This window comes from Martinezella tropici, from assembly GCF_003287875.1.
Lineage (GTDB): Bacteria > Pseudomonadota > Alphaproteobacteria > Rhizobiales > Rhizobiaceae > Rhizobium > Rhizobium tropici_C.
Genome location: NZ_QMKK01000048.1, coordinates 26,308 through 46,149 on the forward strand (window position 1 = coordinate 26,308; position 19,842 = coordinate 46,149).

At 60.2% G+C, this 19,842-nt stretch carries 20 protein-coding genes and 1 other RNA gene; 11 read left to right on the forward strand and 10 right to left on the reverse strand.

Translation table 11 applies throughout. The features are described 5' to 3' along the window. The first annotated feature begins 72 nt into the window (after positions 1-72). Both DQ393_RS22210 and DQ393_RS22215 read left to right on the forward strand, forming a co-directional pair. Entirely contained in the window at positions 73-1,086 is a 1,014-nt protein-coding gene (locus DQ393_RS22210) for a flagellin (protein WP_112343883.1), read from the forward strand. Positions 1,087-1,273: 187 nt separating this feature from the next. Continuing rightward, positions 1,274-1,942 (forward strand): OmpA family protein, encoded by a 669-nt coding sequence (locus DQ393_RS22215; RefSeq protein ID WP_112343884.1) that lies wholly within the window; start codon positions 1,274-1,276, stop codon positions 1,940-1,942. Positions 1,943-1,999: 57 nt separating this feature from the next. On the opposite strand, the gene DQ393_RS22220 is transcribed toward DQ393_RS22215, so the two are convergent. Continuing rightward, on the reverse strand, positions 2,000-2,407 hold the full coding sequence (locus DQ393_RS22220; protein ID WP_112343885.1) for a DUF2000 family protein: 408 nt from the start codon (positions 2,405-2,407) through the stop codon (positions 2,000-2,002). A 14-nt stretch (positions 2,408-2,421) separates the two neighbouring features. On the opposite strand from DQ393_RS22220, the gene DQ393_RS22225 reads away from it, so the two are divergent. Then, entirely contained in the window at positions 2,422-3,309 is an 888-nt protein-coding gene (locus tag DQ393_RS22225; protein ID WP_432422019.1) for an AraC family transcriptional regulator, read from the forward strand. A gap of 16 nt (positions 3,310-3,325) precedes the next feature. Here the strand turns inward: DQ393_RS22225 and DQ393_RS22230 are convergent, their stop codons facing one another. From DQ393_RS22230 to DQ393_RS22245, 4 genes are all read right to left on the reverse strand, one after another. Further along, positions 3,326-4,051: an amino acid ABC transporter ATP-binding protein gene (locus DQ393_RS22230; RefSeq protein ID WP_112343887.1), complete on the reverse strand. Its 726-nt coding sequence runs from the start codon at positions 4,049-4,051 to the stop codon at positions 3,326-3,328. After that, positions 4,029-4,688, reverse strand: coding sequence for an amino acid ABC transporter permease (locus DQ393_RS22235; protein WP_112343888.1), 660 nt, complete (start codon positions 4,686-4,688; stop codon positions 4,029-4,031). The genes DQ393_RS22230 and DQ393_RS22235 overlap by 23 nt, the downstream gene beginning before the upstream one ends. Then, positions 4,685-5,356 carry an amino acid ABC transporter permease gene (locus DQ393_RS22240; RefSeq protein WP_112343889.1) on the reverse strand — a complete coding sequence of 224 codons (672 nt, stop codon included), beginning with the start codon at positions 5,354-5,356 and terminating at the stop codon, positions 4,685-4,687. The genes DQ393_RS22235 and DQ393_RS22240 overlap by 4 nt, the downstream gene beginning before the upstream one ends. 63 nt (positions 5,357-5,419) lie before the next feature. Beyond that, positions 5,420-6,193 (reverse strand): transporter substrate-binding domain-containing protein, encoded by a 774-nt coding sequence (locus DQ393_RS22245; protein ID WP_245430431.1) that lies wholly within the window; start codon positions 6,191-6,193, stop codon positions 5,420-5,422. A gap of 315 nt (positions 6,194-6,508) precedes the next feature. Between DQ393_RS22245 and DQ393_RS22250 the strand changes: the two genes are divergently transcribed. After that, complete coding sequence (locus tag DQ393_RS22250) at positions 6,509-7,921, forward strand: FAD-binding oxidoreductase (RefSeq protein WP_112343891.1); 1,413 nt, start codon at positions 6,509-6,511, stop codon at positions 7,919-7,921. Positions 7,922-8,168: 247 nt separating this feature from the next. Then, a complete protein-coding gene (locus tag DQ393_RS22255) occupies positions 8,169-11,906 on the forward strand; it encodes an AsmA family protein (RefSeq protein WP_112343892.1) in 3,738 nt (1,245 codons plus the stop codon). Between the two features lie 174 nt (positions 11,907-12,080). Here the strand turns inward: DQ393_RS22255 and DQ393_RS22260 are convergent, their stop codons facing one another. From DQ393_RS22260 to ssrA, 4 genes are all read right to left on the reverse strand, one after another. Continuing rightward, positions 12,081-12,293: a ribbon-helix-helix domain-containing protein gene (locus tag DQ393_RS22260; RefSeq protein ID WP_112344058.1), complete on the reverse strand. Its 213-nt coding sequence runs from the start codon at positions 12,291-12,293 to the stop codon at positions 12,081-12,083. Between the two features lie 105 nt (positions 12,294-12,398). Then, positions 12,399-12,593, reverse strand: a complete 195-nt coding sequence (locus DQ393_RS22265) for a DUF4169 family protein (protein ID WP_112343893.1) — start codon at positions 12,591-12,593, stop codon at positions 12,399-12,401. A 49-nt stretch (positions 12,594-12,642) separates the two neighbouring features. Further along, positions 12,643-13,155: an SspB family protein gene (locus DQ393_RS22270; protein WP_112343894.1), complete on the reverse strand. Its 513-nt coding sequence runs from the start codon at positions 13,153-13,155 to the stop codon at positions 12,643-12,645. Positions 13,156-13,273: 118 nt separating this feature from the next. After that, positions 13,274-13,644, reverse strand: a transfer-messenger RNA (tmRNA) gene (ssrA, locus tag DQ393_RS22275). A gap of 181 nt (positions 13,645-13,825) precedes the next feature. Here ssrA and thyA point away from each other — a divergent pair. Then, positions 13,826-14,746, forward strand: a complete 921-nt coding sequence (gene thyA / locus DQ393_RS22280) for a thymidylate synthase (RefSeq protein ID WP_112343895.1) — start codon at positions 13,826-13,828, stop codon at positions 14,744-14,746. Here thyA and DQ393_RS22285 read toward each other — a convergent pair. Continuing rightward, complete coding sequence (locus tag DQ393_RS22285) at positions 14,743-15,270, reverse strand: GNAT family N-acetyltransferase (RefSeq protein WP_112343896.1); 528 nt, start codon at positions 15,268-15,270, stop codon at positions 14,743-14,745. The two genes, thyA and DQ393_RS22285, sit on opposite strands and share 4 nt — an antisense overlap. Positions 15,271-15,469: 199 nt before the next feature. Between DQ393_RS22285 and DQ393_RS22290 the strand changes: the two genes are divergently transcribed. The 5 genes from DQ393_RS22290 (at position 15,470) to hflC (ending at position 19,821) form a co-directional block, all read left to right on the forward strand. Continuing rightward, positions 15,470-16,036, forward strand: a complete 567-nt coding sequence (locus tag DQ393_RS22290) for a helix-turn-helix domain-containing protein (protein WP_112343897.1) — start codon at positions 15,470-15,472, stop codon at positions 16,034-16,036. Positions 16,037-16,137: 101 nt separating this feature from the next. Continuing rightward, positions 16,138-16,974 carry an NAD(P)-dependent oxidoreductase gene (locus DQ393_RS22295; protein ID WP_112343898.1) on the forward strand — a complete coding sequence of 279 codons (837 nt, stop codon included), beginning with the start codon at positions 16,138-16,140 and terminating at the stop codon, positions 16,972-16,974. Positions 16,975-17,063: 89 nt separating this feature from the next. Then, a complete protein-coding gene (locus tag DQ393_RS22300) occupies positions 17,064-17,582 on the forward strand; it encodes a dihydrofolate reductase (protein ID WP_112343899.1) in 519 nt (172 codons plus the stop codon). A 176-nt stretch (positions 17,583-17,758) separates the two neighbouring features. After that, on the forward strand, positions 17,759-18,883 hold the full coding sequence (gene hflK / locus DQ393_RS22305) for an FtsH protease activity modulator HflK (RefSeq protein WP_112343900.1): 1,125 nt from the start codon (positions 17,759-17,761) through the stop codon (positions 18,881-18,883). Beyond that, a complete protein-coding gene (hflC, locus tag DQ393_RS22310; protein ID WP_112343901.1) occupies positions 18,883-19,821 on the forward strand; it encodes a protease modulator HflC in 939 nt (312 codons plus the stop codon). Before hflK ends, hflC begins: the two co-directional genes overlap by 1 nt. Positions 19,822-19,842: the final 21 nt, after the last annotated feature.

The window sequence follows — 19,842 nt, forward strand, 5'->3', positions numbered from 1 at the left end:
TGAGCGCTCGCGGCAAGGTTCCGATGTCTCCTTGTATCTGTTGCGTATTGTTGCGTCCGGAGTTCATGTGCCGTGAGTATTTTTTCGACCTTCATCAGGGTCAGTCCCTCTGTGAACACAGCGCTGGAAGTGCTGAGGGACACCCAGACCAAGCTGGGCAATGCCCAACGCCAGATGTCGTCAGGCCTGCGGGTGCAGTCGGCGGAAGATAACGCCACATACTGGAAGATCTCGACTTTGACGCATACCGACATCGGCGCGATTTCGTCGGTTCAAGATGCGCTCGGTCTCGCCGTCTCGACCGTCAGCACCGCCTCCACGGGCGTCAGCAGTGCAATCGACGTCGTAACGGAAATCAGGACCAAGCTTGTCAGCGCCTATGAAACCAGTGTCGACAAGACGAAGCTCAACGACGAACTTACCCAGCTGAAAGAGCAACTGCGCAGCATCGGGGAATCGGCGACCTTCAACGGCGTGAACTGGACCGTGCTGCAGGACGGCGCGGATCCCACTGCGCCACATGAGATCCCTGGATCCCTTATTCGTGGTGCGAACGGAACCGTCACGATCGGCATGCTGAGTTATGAAGGCGTAAGCTCGACGACCGGCCCCATCACCTCGAGCGATGCGCGTTATCTGATAGACGATCAGTCAAGCGGCGCCGGCGGTTATGGTGTTCTGACTTCGACTGCTTTCGCAACCGCGGCCGGTGCCGCGCAAAATTATGTGCTGCTCAACAGCAAGAACGGCAATACCACCGGCCAGGCGGAGATCTCGCTCGATGCGAATACGACGCAAGGCGCCGTCGTCGACATGGTCAATACCGTGACGGGAATGCTGAACCAGCTCAAGACGATCGGATCCGCCTTCGGCTCTTTGGAATCGCGCGTCAATCTCCAGACCGAGTTCGCCAAGAATCTGAGTGATTCCCTGACCAGCGGTGTCGGCAAGCTCGTGGATGCCGATATGGAGCAGCAGTCGAGCAAGGTTCTGGCGCTGCAGGCGCAGCAGCAGCTTGGATTGCAATCGCTCTCGATTGCCAATGCGAGCTACAATACGGTTCTGCAGCTCCTCAAGAGCTTTTGATCTCCTATGGGGTCTGAGGAGCCGTGTTGATGGACGGCTCCTCACATCCGGATTTCAATCAGCTTCATCGAAAGCGTCATTCCCGCTCTATGCACAGGGGACAAAGTCCCGATTAAGATTCCTCTTCATGATATTGCCGTAATGCTTCATATCTGCTGCGGCCATCGAACCGGAGAGCGACGATTCCATGATCAAGAAAATTGCCATTCTTGCCCTAGCGGCAGCCTTTTTGAACGCATGCACGACCACCGACCCTTATACGGGTGAGCAGAAGGTATCGAATACCGCAGGCGGTGCAGCGATCGGTGCCGGTGTCGGCGCCGTTGCCGGTCTTCTGATCGGTCATTCGCCGGCCTCGCGCCGCAATGCCGCGCTGATCGGCGCCGGCGTCGGTGCGCTCGCAGGCGCCGGTATCGGCAATTACATGGACCAGCAGGAATCCGAGCTGCGTGCACAGCTGCAGGGCACCGGCGTTTCGGTGACCCGCGTCGGCGACCGCATCATCCTCAACATGCCGTCGGCAATCACCTTCGATATCGACCAGGATGCGATCAAGCCGGAATTCTTCCCGACGCTCAATTCCGTCGCGATCGTTCTGCGCAAGTTCAACCGTACGCTGATCGACGTCAACGGTCACACGGATTCCACCGGCAGCCTGCAGCATAACCAGGATCTGTCCGAGCGCCGCGCCGGATCGGTTGCCTCCTACCTCGGCAGCCAGGGTATCGATCAGCGCCGCATGTCGGCCATCGGCTTCGGTCCGTCGCAGCCGGTCGCATCCAATGCCACCGAGGCCGGTCGCGCGCAGAACCGCCGCGTGGAGATCCAGATCGCACCGATCACGCAGAACGGCTAAACCTTTCTGGACAGAAACGGCCGGATCTCACGATCCGGCCGTTTTCTTTGCGTCCGATCACGCGTGCATGCTCGCGCCCTTCATGATCTTGTCGACGATTTTCTTGTCGGCGCGCAAGGCGATGCCGACGACCTTGGCATCTTCCGGCGCGAATTCGGAAAAGACGGCGCGGTTGGCCGCGTCATGGCCGGTTGAAAACATTTCTTCTATAAAGATGGAAGACGTGACGCCACGCTCCAGCGATCGGCGGTGGATCGCGGCGATACTCTCCTTGTCGGCCGAGAGCACGATGATGGGCTGGATCGACAAAGCGTTGTAGACGTTGCCGGTACGATCGCGATAGGCTTCTCCGATGATATCTGGATTTTGTCCGGCTATGCCTGTCGACAGGAAGGCCGTTACATTCAGCTTTTGCCAGGATTGGAGGTCGCTTCGCAAAACGATCGCGATTTTGGTATCGAACATCGATGGTCACTTTCATGCAGTCTGGAAATGGGACATTGCACGAGGATGTAGCCGGACAGATCTTCGAGGGTCTTGAACGTTTGTGCGTGACGCCGGAGAGCAACCGCATCCTGTCTGCGCCTGCCTATCCGGGCATCGAACGCATCCAGGCGCAGTTTCGCGGCGATGCCTTCGAACTGCACCGGCACGATACCTATGCGCTTGGCGTCACCATGCGCGGCGTGCAGACATTCCGCTATCGCGGCGAACAGCGCTACAGCCTGCCCGGGCGGGTGATCATTCTTCATCCGGACGAACTGCATGATGGCGGGGCAGCGACCGAAGCCGGGCTCGTGTACCGGATGCTGTATCTGGAACCATCGGTGCTGTTTCAATGCCTTGAGGCGGCGCGTGTCGGCCTGCCTTTCGTCGATGACCCCGTGGTGGAAGACAATCGTCTCGCCGGCTTGTTGCTGGCGGCGCTCGGCGAGCTCGATCGCGAGCTGGATGAGCTCTTCGTCGACGATTTCGTCTCGCGGCTCACCGACGGACTTGTCCAGCATGCCCGTTTGCCGCAACGGCCCTTGGGCAGCATTGCGTGGGGGCAGGTGAAGACTGCGCGGGACTATCTCGAGGCGCATGTCACGCGGGGTGTGCGCTCGCAGGAACTGGAGCGCATCACCGGTCTCGATCGCTTTGCACTGGCGCGGCATTTCCGCGCCGCCTTCGCAACAAGCCCGCATCGGTTCCTGCTGATGCGGCGGCTGCAGCAGGCAAAGGCGATGATCGGCGCGGGAGAGTCGATCGCGGAGGTGGCCGCCGCAACCGGCTTTGCCGATCAGAGCCATCTGACCCGGCATTTCAAGAAGGCATTCGGCATTGCTCCGGGTGCCTGGAACACCATGGTTCATAGAGCCGGTTAGCGGGGCCTGCCGCCTCTCAATGGATGCCGAGGAACTGCTTGAGCTCCGGCGTTTGCGGATTGGCAAAGACCTCGCCGGGCGGTCCGATCTCGTGCACGCGGCCCTGGTGCATGAAGACGACGCGCGAGCAGACGTCCCGGGCGAATTTCATCTCATGCGTCACCATCAGCAGTGTCATGCCTTCGCCGGCCAATTCGCGCACGACGGCAAGAACTTCCGCCACCAGCTCCGGGTCCAGCGCGGAGGTGATTTCATCGCAGAGAAGCGCGATCGGCTGCATGGCGAGTGCCCTGGCGATGGCGACGCGCTGCTGCTGGCCGCCGGAGAGTTCATCCGGATAAGCGTCGAACTTGTGCCCAAGGCCGACGCGATCGAGCATGCGCCGCGCCATGGCCTCGGCTTCGGCCTTGACGGTCTTCTTGACGACCATCTGTGAGAGCATGACGTTGCGCCCCGCGCTCAGATGCGGGAAGAGATTGAATTGCTGGAAGATCATGCCGACCTTCAGCCGGAGCGCCTTCAGATGCAAGTCGTCAGGCAGAAGCTGCGCGCCGGCGACGGAGATCGAGCCGTCATTGATCGTTTCCAGGCCGTTGATGCAGCGCAGCAGCGTCGATTTTCCCGAACCGCTCTTGCCGATGATGGCGATGACTTCGCCAGGTTCGACATCGAGGTTGATGCCTTTGAGGACCTCGTTGGCGCCGAAGCTCTTGCGGACTTCAGTGATTTCGATGAGCGACATTGAGCTTCCTCTCCAGGATCTGGCTGCTTTTCGACAGCGGCCAGCACAGGGCAAAATAGATGAGCGCGACGAAGCCATAGACGGTGAACGGCTGGAAGGTCGCATTGGTGATGACGGTGCCGGCTTTGGACAGCTCGACGAAGCCGATGATGGAGGTCAGGGCCGTGCCCTTGACGACCTGCACCGAGAAGCCGACGGTCGGTGGCACGGCGATGCGCAGCGCCTGGGGCAGGATGACGTAGCGCATCTGCTGCAGGTAACCCATGCCAAGACTTGCCGAAGCCTCCCATTGCCCTTTGGCGACCGCCTCGACGCAGCCGCGCCAGATTTCCGTCAGGAAGGCTGATGACCAGAGGGTGAGCGCGACGCCAGCAGCCAACCAGGCCGGCACGTCGATGCCGAAGAGCCCGAGACCGAAGAAAGCCAGGAAGAGCTGCATCAGCAGCGGCGTGCCCTGGAACAGTTCGATGAAATATTTGACCGCGATGCGGCCGGCCCTGGCCTTGCCGATGCGCAGGAACAGCAGGATCGCGCCAACGATGGCGCCACCGGCAAAGGAGACAAGCGACAGCAATATCGTCCAGCGTGCCGCCAGCAGCAGGCCGCGCAGGATATCCCATGTGGTGAACTGGATCATTGGCGGACCCTGCGTGGAAAGATCATCTTGCCCACGGCCGCGAGTACCTGTCGAAGCAGGATCGCCAGCGTGAGGTAGATCGCCGTGGACACGAAATAGGCTTCGAAGGCGCGGAACGAGCGCGACTGGATGAAGTTTGCCGCGAAGGTCAGATCTTCGGCGGCGATCTGCGAGACGACGGCGGAGCCGAGCATGACGATGACGACTTGCGATGACAGCGCCGGCCAGATGCGCTGCAGGGACGGTACAAGAACGATATGCCGGAAGGTTTCGAACGGGGTCATGGCAAGGCTGGCGCCGGCTTCGAACTGGCCGCGGGGCGTGGCCTGTATGCCGGCGCGGATGATCTCGCAGCTATAGGCGCCGAGATTGATGATCATCGCGAGATTGGCGGCGGTCATCTCGTTCATCTGCACGCCGATACCGGGCAGGCCGAAGAAAATAAAGAAAAGCTGGATCAGAAACGGCGTGTTGCGGATCAGCTCGACATAAGCCGCGACGAAGGGTTTCAGCCAGCGTGGGCCGAGCGCGCGCGCCCAGGCGCAGGCAATTCCGAGGAGAATGCCGAGCACAGCGCCGATAAGGGTCAGCTCCACCGTGACGAGAACGCCCTTGATCAGCGTAGGATAGTATTCGGCAAGCCAGCCGAAATCGAAGTGATATCGCATGGGAGAAAGCCCTGCTTGGACCGATCCCGCTGCCGAATGACGGCAGGATCGGCCCTGCGTTGATCAGAAGCCGGCCGGCAGGTCGGCGCCCAGCCACTTCTGCGACATCTTGTTCAGTGTCCCGTCCGCCTTGGCGGCAGCAACGATGTCGTTGACCTTCTTCTGCAATGCCTGCTCGTTCTTGTTCAGGCCGATGAAGCAGGGGGAGTTGGTGATGAGGAATTTCATCTCGGGCTTCTTCGGCGGGTTCTTGGCGAGAATGGCCGCCGCAACGACATTGCCGGTCGCGACCAGCTGGACCTGGCCGGACAGGAAGGCGGAGATGGTGCCGTTATTGTCTTCGTAGCGCTTGATCGTCGCATCTTGCGGCGCGACCTTGGTCAACGCCAGATCCTCGATCGCGCCGCGGGTGACGCCGATCGTCTTGCCGGAAAGGTCTTCCGGTTTTGCCGCCGCGACATCTCCGGGACCGAAGACGCCGTTGAAGAAGGGCGCATAGGCTTCGGAGAAATCGATGACCTTTTCGCGGTCCGGATTCTTGCCGAGACTTGAGATCACGAGATCGACCTTGTTCGTCTGCAGATAGGGAATGCGGTTGGCGCTGGTGACAGGAACGAGTTCCGTTTTCACGCCGAGTTTTTCGCCGATCAGATTGGCCATATCGATGTCATAGCCCATGGGCGCCATGTCCGTGCCGACGCTGCCGAAGGGCGGGAAGTCCTGCGGGACGGCGACGCGGAGCGTGCCGCGCGAGGTTATGTCGCTCAAGGCATCCGCCCGAGCCATGTGCGGGGTCGAAAGCGAACCCACCGCCAGCATCGCGATACCCAGTGCCATGAGCAATTGTCTGCGCTTCATCGAATGTCCTTCCAATCGTGGCATGTTCAAGCTGGAAGGCAGAAGGCAAGACCTATGCCAGTCGGCGGTATGTTGCTCCCTGGCAGCTGATACCGTGACGGAGCGCTTCATCTCTGGCTGCGGACGGATCAGGCGTGATTAAAAAATAAGCAATTGCTATTGCGGTGCTTGTTTGCCGCCGAACCCGTGCGTCACGAATCGTTTACTTTCATGACTGGACAGCCTCGCCCCAAATGCCCCATAGAACCAATAAGAGGTTAACGCCTTTTATGACTGCGATGGGAGATTCGGACTATGGTTTTGGCTGATGCAAAGGCGGGAACACGCAACGAGGCCGGCATATCCGCCGTTCTCGGCATTCTGAAGCAGGCCTTCGGTGAACGTTTCCAGACCGGCGAAAGTTTTCGTGCCCAGCACGCCCACACCACCACCTATATCCCATCGCAGCTGCCGGACGGCGTGGTCTTTGCCGAAACGAGCGAGGACGTGCGGATTGTCGTGAAGGCATGTGCCGAACACAAGGTTCCGGTCATTCCCTTCGGCACTGGGTCTTCGTTGGAGGGACAGGTAAATGCGCCGCAGGGCGGGATTTCCATCGATTTCAGCCGCATGAACCGCATCCTTGAAGTCAATGCCGAGGATCTGGATTGCACGGTCGAGCCCGGCGTGACGCGCGAACAGCTCAATACCTATCTGCGCGACACCGGCCTGTTCTTCCCGATCGACCCCGGCGCCAATGCCTCGATCGGCGGCATGGCATCGACGCGCGCATCGGGTACCAATGCCGTGCGCTACGGCACGATGAAGGACAATGTGCTGTCCTTGACCGTGGTGACCGCCAGCGGTGAGGAAATCCGCACCGCCCGCCGCGCCAGGAAATCATCCGCCGGCTACGATCTGACGCGGCTCTTCGTCGGAGCGGAAGGCACGCTCGGCGTGCTGACGTCGATCACCCTGCGCCTGCAGGGCATTCCCCAGAAGATCGCCGGCGGCGCCTGCGCCTTTCCGGATGTCAAGGCGGCATGCGATGCCGTCATCATGACGATCCAGATGGGCGTGCCCGTCGCGCGCATCGAGCTGCTCGATGCCATGCAGATGCGGGCCTGCAACCGTTATTCCGGCCTGACCTATGACGAGAAGCCGACACTCTTCCTTGAATTTCACGGCACGGATGAGACCGTCGCGCTGCAATCGGAGCAGTTTGCCGAGATCGCAGCCGAATGCGGCGGCGGCGAATTCCTTTGGACCAGCAATGCGGAGGAGCGCAACAAGCTCTGGAAGGCCCGCCACGATGCCTATTGGGCCTGCCGGGCGTTGGCACCGGAGCTGGCTGCCTTGTCGACGGATGTCTGCGTGCCGATCTCGCGTTTGGCCGAATGTGTCGCGGAAACCCAGGCCGATATCGATGCGCATGGCCTGCTGGCGCCGATCGTGGGCCATGCCGGCGACGGCAATTTCCACGTGCTCGTGCTGTTCGACGACAAGACCCCGGAAGGGATCGCGGTTGTCGAGGAATTCGTCGCGCGCCTGAATGCGCGGGCACTGGCCATGGACGGCACCTGCACGGGCGAGCATGGGATAGGGCAGGGCAAGATGGCATTCCTCGAACAGGAACTCGGCAATGCCGTCGATCTGATGCGCCAGGTCAAGGAGTCGCTCGACCCGGATGCCATCTTCAATCCCGGAAAGATATTCCGCGGGCACTGAAAGACGGAATATTTTCATGATCTTGGCTTGCCACGCATGCGAATGACGCTAGGCTGCAGCCGCTCTTTTCCGGCTTTTGTCATGAAAAGCTGCATGCATGCGCTAGATGGGGTGGCATCCCTCTTAAAAAGGGCTGCTTTCACAGGCAGGGATCAGGTAGAACTGTGCTTGTTCCAACCTATGTCGCGAATGCGCTCTGACGTCGGGTTTGGCATGGGTTGGGAATGAAGATTGGAGACAGTGCGCATTGTTAGGTAAGGTCCTGGTTTTTCTGGGTGGATTGCTCGTGGTGGTGCTATTCGTGGCGCTGCTCGCTCCGCTCTTCATAGACTGGACCGATTTTCGCAAGAATTTCGAGGATCAGGCGAGCCGCATCATCGGCAAGAAGGTGACCGTTCACGGCACCGTCGATGCCCGCCTTCTGCCGTTTCCGTCGGTAACGCTGCACGATGTCCGCGTCGGCCAGGAGGCCGATGGCACGCCGCTGGTGCAGATCGCCGAATTCTCGATGGACGCCGAGCTTGCCCCTTTCCTTTCCGGTGAAGCGTTGATCTTCGATATGCGCGTATCGAAGCCGAATGTACGGCTGCGCCTGTTGAAGGATGGGACGCTCGACTGGATGCGCGGCAGCCGGCCTGAGATTCCGGCTAAATCGGTGGTGCTCGAAAGCGTCCATGTGGAAGAGGGCGATATCCTCTTCATTGACGAGCAGACGGGCCGTACCCGGCATGTCACCGGCCTGAATGCTCAAATGTCGGCTAAGTCGCTGGCGGGGCCCTGGCGTATGGAAGGCGATGCGGCGCTGGATGGCGAGCATGGCAACTTCACCGTTTCCAGCAGCCAGCCCGATGACAATGGCGTCCTGCGTGTGCGCACGCGACTGATGCCCGACCGCCATCCCCTGAATGTCGATCTCGACGGCGAGCTGAAGCTCGTCAACAGCAAGCCGGACTATATGGGCTCCTTCACGGCTGACGTCAGCGACAAGCAGGCCCAGAATTCCGCCGATCAGAAGGCACAGCCCCGCATCAAGGGGCGGTTCGAACTGACGAATGATCGCATTCGCGTTCCGGAATATCGCCTCGAAGTCGGCGCCGACAACGATCCCTATGTGGTCACCGGCGAGGCGACCCTGGATACGGGCTCCAAGCCGGAGTTTCTGTTGACCGCCGATGGTCAGCAGATCGACGTCAATCGGCTCGGCAACAACAAAGGCGTCAACGGCAAGACGAACCGGAATCCGACGGTCTCCGCGCGTCAGCGGCTGAACAGCCTGATTGCGATCGCTGCCGAAGTCCCGGTACCGCAGGTGCCGGGCAAAGCGACCTTCCGGCTGCCGGCGATCGTAGCCGGCGATACGACGATCCGCGACGTGCAGCTCGATCTCGAACCAGCGGGAACGGGATGGAAGATCGACCATGCGATCGGCACGCTGCCGGGGCGTACGCAGGTCGAGGCGCGCGGCAACCTGATGCTGCAGGGCGAGCCGAATTTCATCGGAAACCTGGTGGTCGCCTCCAACCAGCCTTCCGGGCTGGCCTCCTGGCTGGTGGGCTCGGTGGACCCGTCGATCCGTCAGCTGCGTCAGGCCGGTTTTTCCGCCGATGTCAGCCTGCGGCACGAAGAGCAACGTTTCGAGAATTTGGAGATCGCCGTCGGTTCGGCAACCCTCAAGGGTCGGCTCGACCGACAGGCTCCGAATGACAAGGATCCGCCGAGACTTGCCGTCGATCTTGCCGGCGATGCACTCGATCTCGACGCATTGCGGGCGCTGACCGGGCTTTTCACCGGCCAAGACAGCGACGAGACCCTGTTCGGTCACCGGATCACTGCGCATCTGCAGGCCGGGAAGTTCACGGCCTTCGGTGTGCCGGCCGATAAAGTCGATACGTCGTTTTCCATCGCTGGCGGCGCGCTGACGCTCGATAAGCTTTCAGTGCGCAATGTCGCCGGCGCTGAAATCACCGCCACCGGCCGCGCCGACGGCGAGCCTTCGCACTATAGGGGCTCGGGTGAAATCACCTTCAAGGCCGCCGATCCCGGTCCATTCTTCGAAATGCTGCGCCAGCATCTGCCACATCATCCCGTCATGGATCGATTGGTGCGCAATGCTGCCTGGTATGGAAATACAGCCCTTCGCGGAGCGGTTACGCTTGGCGGCGACCAGGACAGCGCTTTGACGGTGACGCTGGCCGGCGTTTCCAATGGCAGCCGCGTCAATTTTGATTATCGTATGTCCGATCTCTCGGCCTTCGCGGGCAAGGGCACGACGACGCTAGAGGGGACGCTGGAAAATTCCATCACCTCCATCCTCTTCGGCCAGGCCGGCCTTGATCCGCTGCCGGTCGAAGCCGATGCCAATGGCCGCTTGACGCTGAAAGTCTCCGCCAACGGCACCGATCCGGCTGATGCGGCATTGACCTTTGCCACGGACAAGACCTCGTTCACCGCGAACGGCAAGGTCGACGTGCGTCCCGACACCTTTCTCAACGGGAATATTGCGCTGTCGCTCGAAAGCGCCGATCTGGATCCCTATTTCGTGATGAACGGCATAGGCATCCCCCAGACCGGCGCGGGCTTGCCGGTGAAATTCCAGGCCAATGCCGCGCTGAGCCAGGACAAGATCGTATTCTCGGACATGAAGGGGGTGCTTGCCGACAATACCGTGTCGGGCGCGCTCACCGTCGACCGCAAGGCGCCGAACATCAAGGCATCGGGCGAATTCTCGCTCGACAAGGCGGATTTCGGCTGGCTGGCCGAGGCGATCTACGGACCGATTGAAGACACGAAGACGGGTGGCCTTGTCAAGGACAAGCTTGGCCTGCCGGCCTTCACCGGGCTCGACATCGGCGTCAAGCTTTCAGCCAAGCAGGTTTGGCCCGGCATATTCGGGCCTGTCTCGAATTTTACCGCCAATGCCTCATACAAGGGCGAGGAATTGCGGCTTAGCGATCTGACCGGCGGATGGAACGGGGGAACGCTGAGCGGCAGCATCATGCTTGCCAATTCCGACGGCACGGGCTTGCTGCAGACCAAGCTCAGTCTTGCCGATGGCGATCTGGCGGCCGTCGCCTGGCAGCGCGATGGTGCACCGCTCGCCAGTGGTCGTTTCGGCTTCGCCGTGAATGCCGAGGCGAGCGGAAGGAGCGTTGCCGAGCTTGCGGCCAATGCCAGCGGCTCGGGAGAACTCAAGCTTGGCGAAACACATGTGCGCGGTCTCAATCTCGGTATCCTGTCGCCCCTGCTTTCGGCGACAGATCAGATCCAGGGCGATATTACTGCCACCAAGGTGCTGCCGATCGTGCAGACGCTGCTCAACAATGGCGAAGCCGTGCTTCCGGCCACGGGCATACCCTTCAATATTTCCGCGGGCGTGGTGCGCGCGACGAATATTGCAACCGGCAATGACGTCGCAAAGCTCTCCGGCAACGCGGAAATGAGCCTGCCGGACGAGCGCATGCGCGGATCCCTCGGCATCGATTTCAATGCCGGGACCGAGGCGCAGAGTGGCGCCGAGCCGGCCTTGCGTCTCGATTTTGCCGGGCCGCTTACGGCACCTGGACGAACGATGGATGTGACCGACGTCACCAGCTTCCTGTCGGTGCGCGCCTTCGAGCGCGAGCGCCGGCGTGTCGAACGCCTGCAGGCCAACGTGCTAGAGAAGCAGCGGCTCCGGCGCGAGGTGGCGCTCTATAAATTTACGGCCGTCGCGCGCGAAGCTCAACGTCAGCGTGATGCCGCCATCGAACAGCAGCGCCGTGCCGAGGAAAATCGCCTGCGCGATCTGGCGCGGCAAGCTGCCGCCCAAAAGCAAGCACAGGAAGAGGCAAGGGCCAAGCAGCAGGCGGAAGAGGAAGCCAAGGCCAGAGCAGCCGCCGAAGCGCGGGCAAGGGCCGAAACGCAGCGCGCGCCGGCACTCAACGGCCAAGCGCCGCAAACGAATGCGCCGTTGAATTTCAATGAATTGCCGGGGGTTGCGCAATAGCATATGCCTTTGCGGGCAAGGCGGGATTGCCCAACCTTCGAAGCGTCTGCGTCCTTCCGGCGCCTGCCAAAATTCGCCAGAGCAGTTCAGCACTTCGCGGGATCGCCAACTGCCCTATTTGCTCCATGCAATCCCGGACGGGAACAACCGCTATGCACTTTTCCTGAAATTGCTCTACTTGCGATCCTTGAGCCATTTGAGGACATAGAGGCGGAGTGCGGAGGAGAGGTTGCTGCCGGCCTCGCGGCCGTCGTCGATCTCGGAGATCAGTGCCGCCAGCGAGGTGCCGCGCGCATTGGCAATGGCCTTCAGTTCTGTCCAGAAGGCATCTTCCAGGGAAAAGCTTGTGCGATGGCCATGCAGCGTCGCGGAATGTTTACGGATCATCGGCGGATCGATCAAAAATCGGAAATGGCGGGATAATGTCTGAAAGTGATTCAAAATGCGGAAGTAAGCAACTGATTTCTGAAGTTTTTTATCTCGAGACCAAAACTAGTCTTCACTCTCCGTCGTCTCGATTCGGCCCGCTTCGTGCGTCTTTACGTTCTTCTCGTTGAGTGCTTTCGCCAGGCTCTTTTCTGCCTTGGTCCGCCCGAAGGTGATGCGGTTCTGCTCCGCCTGCTTTTCCTTGACCGAACGGGCTTGCTTCTTGCGAAACTGACGCAGATTGACGATTTCGGCGCTCATCGATCCCCCGTGATATGCGAAGGGGAGGCGAATGCCTCCCCGGTTAGGCCTACTGCTTCTTGCGGAACGCGTCGAGAGAGACGACCGATCCCGGTTTCTTTTCCTCACCTTCCTTGGCCGCAGCCACCGGAGCTTCCTCTCCCTCGACCGGCACCGGATAGGCCGTAATCTCGCTGGAGGAGGTATCCTCTTCCTCGTCGGCCAGCGGCACGTCGAACTCCAGTTCGAAATTTACCGAAGGGTCGTAGAAGCCGCGGATGGCGTTGAAAGGGATGACCAGCTTTTCCGGAACGTCGGAGAAGGAAAGGCCGATCTCGAACTGGCTTTCCGTGATCTTCAGATCCCAGAACTGATGCTGGATGACGATGGTCATCTGCTCGGGATACTTCGCTTTCAGGTGCTGCGAGATGCGCACGCCCGGAGCGCCCGTCAGAAAGGTGATGAAGAAATGATGGTCACCGGGCAGGCGACCCGTGGCGCCGACCTCGGTCAACACCTTGCGGATGACTCCACGCAAGGCGTCCTGTGCCAAAATGTCGTAGCGGATATGATCCTGCCCCATGCTTTCCTGTCTTTCGTTGGCCATGTTTTTTATAGGCTTATGCCACGCTGAACGCCGCCGGAAAAGCCCTATGCGCGAGTCATCGCCTGTCGACCTATAATATAGCACTGGAGAAGAAGGTGAAGGCTTCTGTTGCCAGGTGCCTTCGAACCCCGCCTAAGAGTGCGACCCCTTAGGACTTTATTTGAAGTGTCACACCGCGATTAAGCAGCGAGACGAGCTTCCGCATAGTTGTCGTTTGCAACTACAATTTTAGCCCGATAACGGCGGTACAATGCCGAGCGAAAAGTCGATCTTTACACCCTTGTCGATCCTGTTTCGCCCCCATCAAAAGCCGGTCTGGCGTCAGTCCTGCCGGCCGGTTTTTGGTGGAGGCGCCGGGTACCGCCCCCGGGTCCAATAGGTTTATTACACCGCTCATTTATCGCCATAGCCGGCCCGAAGACCGGCAAGGCTGATATAGTGTTTTCCGCAGCCGAAGGGAAGGGCAATTGTCATAATTACGTCGCGGAAACATCGGTTTGTCCGCGAAGCCCGGAGATTTGCCTGAATTACGCTTGGCCGCGGTTGGTTTCTCAGCGGCTTGTCATTAAAATTGCGAAAAAGGAATCGGCAGGCGGCCGTTCGACCGCTGTTAGGGCCGGAAATTCAAGCGATTTCGGAGCGGAAGATGGCTCGTCACCCGGAGTATCAATATCTCGACCTGATGGAGCACCTGCTCGAGCATGGTGATCGCCGGATCGACCGCACGGGCGTCGGCACCTTGAGCGGCCTCGGTGCGATGATGCGCTTCGACCTTTCGAAGGGGCAGATCCCGATCTTCACGACGAAGCGCGTCTATTGGAAACTGGCCGTCAAGGAGATGCTCTGGTTTCTGACCGGCGACACCAATATCCGCAATCTCCTGAAAGAGAACGTGCGGATCTGGACCGACTGGCCGCTGGCGAAATATCGCAAGGCAACGGGCGAGGATATCGATCAGCTCGCTTTCGAGAAGCGGATTCTCGAGGACGAAGCTTTCGCACTCCAATGGGGCGACCTTGGCCCGGTTTACGGCAAGCAGTGGCGGCAATGGCGCGATGCGGAGGGCCGGGTGCATGACCAACTCGCATCGGTCATCCGCGATCTGAAAAACAATCCCGGCAGCCGGCGTATGATATTCCATGCCTGGAATGTCGGCGAGCTGGCCGATATGGCGCTGCCTCCCTGCCATATGGTTTATCAGTTTCACGTATCGAATATCTCGGCCGAAGGGGGCAAGCGCCCGCGCCTCAGCCTGATGGTCTTTCAGCGCTCATGCGATCTGTTCCTCGGCAATCCATTCAATATTTGCCAGCAGGCGGCTTTGCTCGCCATGGTCGCGCAGCAGGTCGGTATGGATATGGGCGAGCTGGTCTGGTCTGGTGGTGACGTCCACCTCTATCTCAACCATCTGGATGCCATCAGGGAGCAGCTCAGCCGCGAGCCGAAGCCGTTTCCAACCTTGCGCCTGCTGCGCCATCCGGACAGCATCGATGATTATCGCATCGAGGATTTCGAGGTTCTCGGATATGAGCCGCACGCGGCGATCGCGGCCGAAGTGGCGGTTTAGGCTCTCGGCTTAGCGTCCGGATCGCTGCGCTGATCGAGGAGCAGTTGCAGGAAGGCAAGATCCAGCCACCGCCCGAACTTCGTGCCGACCTGCGGAAGAAGGCCGACTTGCCGGAAGCCGAGCTTTTCATGCAATCGGATCGAAGCTTCGTTGCCGGCCTCGATGCCTGCGATCATCGCATGCTTGCCAATCGCCCGGGCGCGCTCGATCAGCTCGATCATCAGCGCCTTGCCGATGCCGCCGCGATATTGATCGTTGCGGACATAGACGGAGTGTTCGACCGTATGCCGATAGCCGTCGAAGGCGCGCCAGTCGCCGAAGGAGGCATAGCCGATGACGTCGCCGTGATCGTCGGTCGCAACGAGGACCGGATAGCCGAGCTTGTGCCGATCCTGCAGCCATTGCCTGCGGTTGGCGATATCGACAAGCGTCTCGTTCCAGATCGCCGCCGTGTTGGCGACGGCGTCATTGTAGATTGCGGTTATCCCGGCGAGATCTTCATCTTTCGCATCGTGAATTTGCATCGGCGGCTCCGTAGACACCATCCATGAAATTGAATGGCCGTGTCGTTTGTTTTTCATGCTGTCATACACTGATTTCGGCAACTGTCTACTATGTTGGTACAGGACTGCAGCGGAGCGCAGACGAAGATACCCATAAACCCAGGTTTTACGACGACATGTGTCGATTGTCACTCTCGTGAAAGTCCACTATAGTAAACGCATGTCTCAACTTGATGATATGGACAAGCGCATAGGCGCGCGGATTCGCATTGAACGGGAAAGCCGCGGCTGGTCGTTGACGGAGCTGGCGGAGCGCTCGGCCGTTTCCCGGGCCATGATCCACAAGATCGAGCGTGGCGAGAGCAGCCCAACGGCGGCGCTGCTCGGCAAGCTCTCCGGCGCCTTCAGCTTGAGCATGTCGACCTTGATGGCGCGCGCCGAGATGCAGCAGGGCCGCTTTCTCCGGAAGGAAGAACAGCCCGTCTGGGTCGATCCGCAGACGGGTTACAAGCGGCGGCACGTCTCGCCGAAATCGGATCTGCCGCTGGATCTCGTGCGCATCGAATTGCCTGCGGGAGCGGAAGTTCCGATGCCGGCATCGGCCTATGCCTTCATGCGGCAGCTCATCTGGGTATTGGAGGGGCGGCTGACGTTTATCGAAGGAGATGCTAGGCACTCGATGTCCGCAGGCGATTGCCTCGAGCTCGGCCCACCGACGGATTGCGTCTTCAAGAACGAAAGCGGAGAGCCTTGCACCTATGCCGTCCTCGTGCTGCGCAACGCATGACAGGTGGCGTTAAACTTGGCGTTACCGCGCGGCATTGCGCTCGTCCGGTCGAGCGATAGGCGATATGCTGCCGCCTTCCTATGCGGAGAAGGAGATCGACCTTGCAGATCGCAGTCATTGGAGCCGGGGCGATGGGGAGTGCCGTTGGCCGGCGTTTGGTCGAGAATGGGGCGAGGGTGGTCACCTATCTCGAGGGTCGTTCGGCTTCGACCATCGAGCGGGCGAAAGCAGCTGGCATGGAGCCGGTCGATCTGGCCGCAATCGCTGCTTCCTCTCTCATTCTTTCTATCGTTCCGCCTGCTGAAGCAGTGACCGTCGCCTGGCAAATTGCCGGCGAGCTTCGGCGGAGCGGAAGCAAGGCCACATTCATGGACTGCAACGCGATCTCGCCGAAGACCATGGCCGAGGTCGCGTCGATCTTTGGCAGCGACTGCGGCGTGGTTCTCGACGGCTCCATCACCGGCGGTCCGCCGAAGCCCGGCCAGAAGGGACCGAGACTCTATGTGAGCGGCGATACGGCGAACGACAGCGGCGTGCTGGTCGAATACGGACTGCAGGTCCGCCGCATCGATGGGGCGATCGGCGCGGCCTCGGCACTGAAGATGTGCTACGCCGGCATCAACAAAGGCGTGACGGGCCTCGGCACCGCCATGCTGCTTGCCGCGATCCGTTCGGGTGCCGATGCTGCCCTGAAACGCGAACTTCAAGAAAGCCTGCCGGACCTCGATGCGAAATTCGTCCACGGCATTCCGGACATGTATCCCAAAGCCTATCGCTGGGTCGCGGAGATGGAGGAGATTTCCGAATTCCTCGGGGAGGACGATCCCGCCGCCCTGATCTTCAAAGGCATGGCCGGGCTCTATCGGAAGATGGCCAGGGATCGGGAAGATGGAGGTCCTTTGGCCGGCCAGCTCGACAGGCTCAATAATGGAGGGTGAGGCGTCTTCCGCCTCCCAAGACCGCCATCCTGATGTAAAGTCGTCGCGCCGACTCGATTGGTGTCGGTGACAAGGACTGAGGGAGACGCATGACCCAGCCGATCAGGACCATCGTCGTTGCCGTATCGCGCAACGGCATCATCGGGCGCGAAGGCGACATGCCCTGGCGTTTGTCATCCGATCTCAAACGCTTCAAGGCAGTGACGCTCGGCAAGCCCGTCATCATGGGCCGCAAGACGTTCCAGTCGATCGGCAGGCCCTTGCCCGGCCGGCCGAATGTCGTCATCAGCCGTGACGCCGGCTTTTCAGCCGAGGGAATAACGATGGCGCATTCGCTCGATGAAGCGATCTCTGTTGCATCGCGTCTGGCGAACGAGAGCAATGTCGACGAAATCTGCATCCTCGGCGGCGGCGAAATCTATCGGCAGGCAATCGGTCTGGCAGACCGGCTGCTGATCACCCATGTCGAGGCGGATGTAGAGGGCGACACGTCCTTTCCAGCGATCGATCCCGCCATATGGCAAGCCGAAAGTGAGCTTGCGGTGCCGGCCGGCGAGAAGGACACTTATCCGACACGTTTCGTTCGCTATTTCAGGCGAAAAGCATAAAAGCTGCCCCCGGAAAGCAAATATTTCCAATGAATCCGACGAACTTCCTCAAGTCTCGTTGAAAGCAGGTGCTTCGATACCTATAACGGGAAACAATCGCTGCCACCCGCGGATATCGAGCCAAGAATTCCGCGGGATCGGCGTGATATCGGGAGTCAACAAACAAAGAGGTTTTGATGCCTTGGAGCAATCAGAATGGCGGCGGCGGCGGCCCATGGGGCGGCGGTGGCGGCGGAAATAATCAGGGACCTTGGGGGCAAGGACCAAACCGGCCGCGGGGAAGCGGCAATGGAGGGCCTCCGGACCTTGAGGATATCATTCGCCGCGGTCAGGACCGATTGAAAGGTTTCGTGCCAGGTGGCTTCAATGCAGGCGTCGTCCTCATCATCATCGCGGTGATCGCCGTTTTCTGGCTGATCCAGTGCATCTATACCGTGCAGCCGGACGAGCGCGGCGTGGAACTTCGGTTCGGCAAGCCGCGCGAAGAAGTCTCGATGCCCGGCCTGCACTTCCACATCTGGCCGATGGACCGCATCGAATTCGTCAAGGTGACTGAGCAGCAGCGCAACATCGGCGGCCGCTCGACCGCCGGCTCGACCGCCGGCCTGATGCTGACGGGCGATCAGAATATCGTCAACGTGCAGTTCTCGGTTCTGTATACAGTGACCAATCCGCAATCCTATCTGTTCCATCTCGAAACCCCCGACGAGACGCTACAGCAGGTTGCCGAAAGCGCCATGCGCGAGGTCGTCGGTCGCCGTCCCGCCCAGGACATCTATCGTGACAAGCGTCAGGAAATCGCAACCGAGGTGAGGAGCATCATCCAGGATACGATGGATCGCTATGGTTCGGGCATCTCCATCAACGCAATTCCGATCGAGGATGTTTCGCCGCCGCGCGAAGTGGCAGACGCCTTCGACGAAGTGCAGCGTGCCGAACAGAATGAAGACCAGCAGGTGGAAGAGGCCAACCAATACGCCAACCAGAGGCTCGGTCAGGCGCGCGGTCGTGCGGCTCAAATCCGCGAAGAAGCAGCCGCCTATAAGGACCGTGTCGTGAAGGAAGCTCAGGGTGAGGCACAGCGCTTCATCTCGATCTACGACGAATACGTCAAGGCGCCGGAAGTCACCCGCAAGCGTCTGTTTCTCGAAACCATGGAGTCCGTCATCGGCAATTCCAACAGCATCATCATCGACGACAAGCAGGGTGTCGTGCCTTACCTGCCGCTGAATGACATCGGCAAGCAGTCTACGACGCCGACGGGCAAGCCCGCCGCTGCAACTCAGCCGGAGGCCAAATAATGACGTCCAGCCGTTTGCCAGCCATTCTCATCGCCCTCGCGGTAGTGCTGCTGCTCATCTATTCGTCGGTGTTCGTGGTCAATGCCCGTGAACAGGCGATCGTCCTGCGCTTCGGGCAGATCCGCGAGGTCAAGACGGAACCGGGTCTCTACTTCAAGCTGCCTTTCGCCTTCATGGATGCCGATCGGGTCCAGTATGTGCAGCTGCAGGAGCTTCGCTTCGATCTGGACAATATTCGCGTCCAGGTCTCTGGCGGCAAGTTCTATGAAGTCGATGCCTTCGTCGTCTACAAGATCATGGATGCACGCAAGTTCCGCGAGACCGTTTCAGGCGACCGCGACGCGGCTGAATCGCGCCTCAGAACCCGCCTCGACGCTGCCCTGCGCCGTGTCTACGGTCTGCGCGGCTTCGAAGCGGCGCTTTCCGACGAGCGTGCCTCGATGATGACGGAAGTGCGCAACGATCTGCATCGCGATGCCGAATCGCTCGGCCTCAACATCGAGGACGTCCGCATCCGCCGCACCGATCTGACCCAGGAAGTGTCGCAGCAGACCTACGACCGCATGAAGGCCGAGCGTCTGGCTGAAGCCGAACTGATCCGCGCTCGCGGTAACGAGGAAGGCCAGAAGCGCCGTGCAATCGCGGACCGTCAGGTCGTCGAGATCGTTGCGGACGCGCAGAAAGATTCCGAAGTGCTGCGCGGTGAGGGCGAAGCCGAGCGAAACGGCATCTTCGCCGATGCCTCGAAGCGCGATCCGAACTTCTACGAGTTCTACCGCTCGATGGCCGCTTACACCAAGGCGCTCGCCTCGGGCGGCAAGACGCTTGTCCTGCCGCCGAACCAGTCGGACTTCTTCAAGTACTTCGACAGTCCCGTGGGTTCCGCGCCCAATTCCGGGGCGCCGGCGCTTGCCAATCCGACGTCGCCCGCGAATTAAGGTGTCAAATCAAGGAATGGA

Coding starts and splice junctions, on each gene's coding strand:
- DQ393_RS22215 (WP_112343884.1), top strand. CDS start 1,274: ATGATCAAGAAAATTGCCATTCTTGCCCTAGCGGCAGCCTTTTTGAAC.
- DQ393_RS22220 (WP_112343885.1), bottom strand. CDS start 2,407: ATGTTCGATACCAAAATCGCGATCGTTTTGCGAAGCGACCTCCAATCC.
- DQ393_RS22225 (WP_432422019.1), top strand. CDS start 2,422: ATGCAGTCTGGAAATGGGACATTGCACGAGGATGTAGCCGGACAGATC.
- DQ393_RS22230 (WP_112343887.1), bottom strand. CDS start 4,051: ATGTCGCTCATCGAAATCACTGAAGTCCGCAAGAGCTTCGGCGCCAAC.
- DQ393_RS22235 (WP_112343888.1), bottom strand. CDS start 4,688: ATGATCCAGTTCACCACATGGGATATCCTGCGCGGCCTGCTGCTGGCG.
- DQ393_RS22240 (WP_112343889.1), bottom strand. CDS start 5,356: ATGCGATATCACTTCGATTTCGGCTGGCTTGCCGAATACTATCCTACG.
- DQ393_RS22245 (WP_245430431.1), bottom strand. CDS start 6,193: ATGGCACTGGGTATCGCGATGCTGGCGGTGGGTTCGCTTTCGACCCCG.
- DQ393_RS22250 (WP_112343891.1), top strand. CDS start 6,509: ATGGTTTTGGCTGATGCAAAGGCGGGAACACGCAACGAGGCCGGCATA.
- DQ393_RS22260 (WP_112344058.1), bottom strand. CDS start 12,293: ATGATCCGTAAACATTCCGCGACGCTGCATGGCCATCGCACAAGCTTT.
- DQ393_RS22265 (WP_112343893.1), bottom strand. CDS start 12,593: ATGAGCGCCGAAATCGTCAATCTGCGTCAGTTTCGCAAGAAGCAAGCC.
- DQ393_RS22270 (WP_112343894.1), bottom strand. CDS start 13,155: ATGGGGCAGGATCATATCCGCTACGACATTTTGGCACAGGACGCCTTG.
- thyA (WP_112343895.1), top strand. CDS start 13,826: ATGGCTCGTCACCCGGAGTATCAATATCTCGACCTGATGGAGCACCTG.
- DQ393_RS22285 (WP_112343896.1), bottom strand. CDS start 15,270: ATGCAAATTCACGATGCGAAAGATGAAGATCTCGCCGGGATAACCGCA.
- DQ393_RS22290 (WP_112343897.1), top strand. CDS start 15,470: ATGTCTCAACTTGATGATATGGACAAGCGCATAGGCGCGCGGATTCGC.
- DQ393_RS22300 (WP_112343899.1), top strand. CDS start 17,064: ATGACCCAGCCGATCAGGACCATCGTCGTTGCCGTATCGCGCAACGGC.
- hflK (WP_112343900.1), top strand. CDS start 17,759: ATGCCTTGGAGCAATCAGAATGGCGGCGGCGGCGGCCCATGGGGCGGC.
- hflC (WP_112343901.1), top strand. CDS start 18,883: ATGACGTCCAGCCGTTTGCCAGCCATTCTCATCGCCCTCGCGGTAGTG.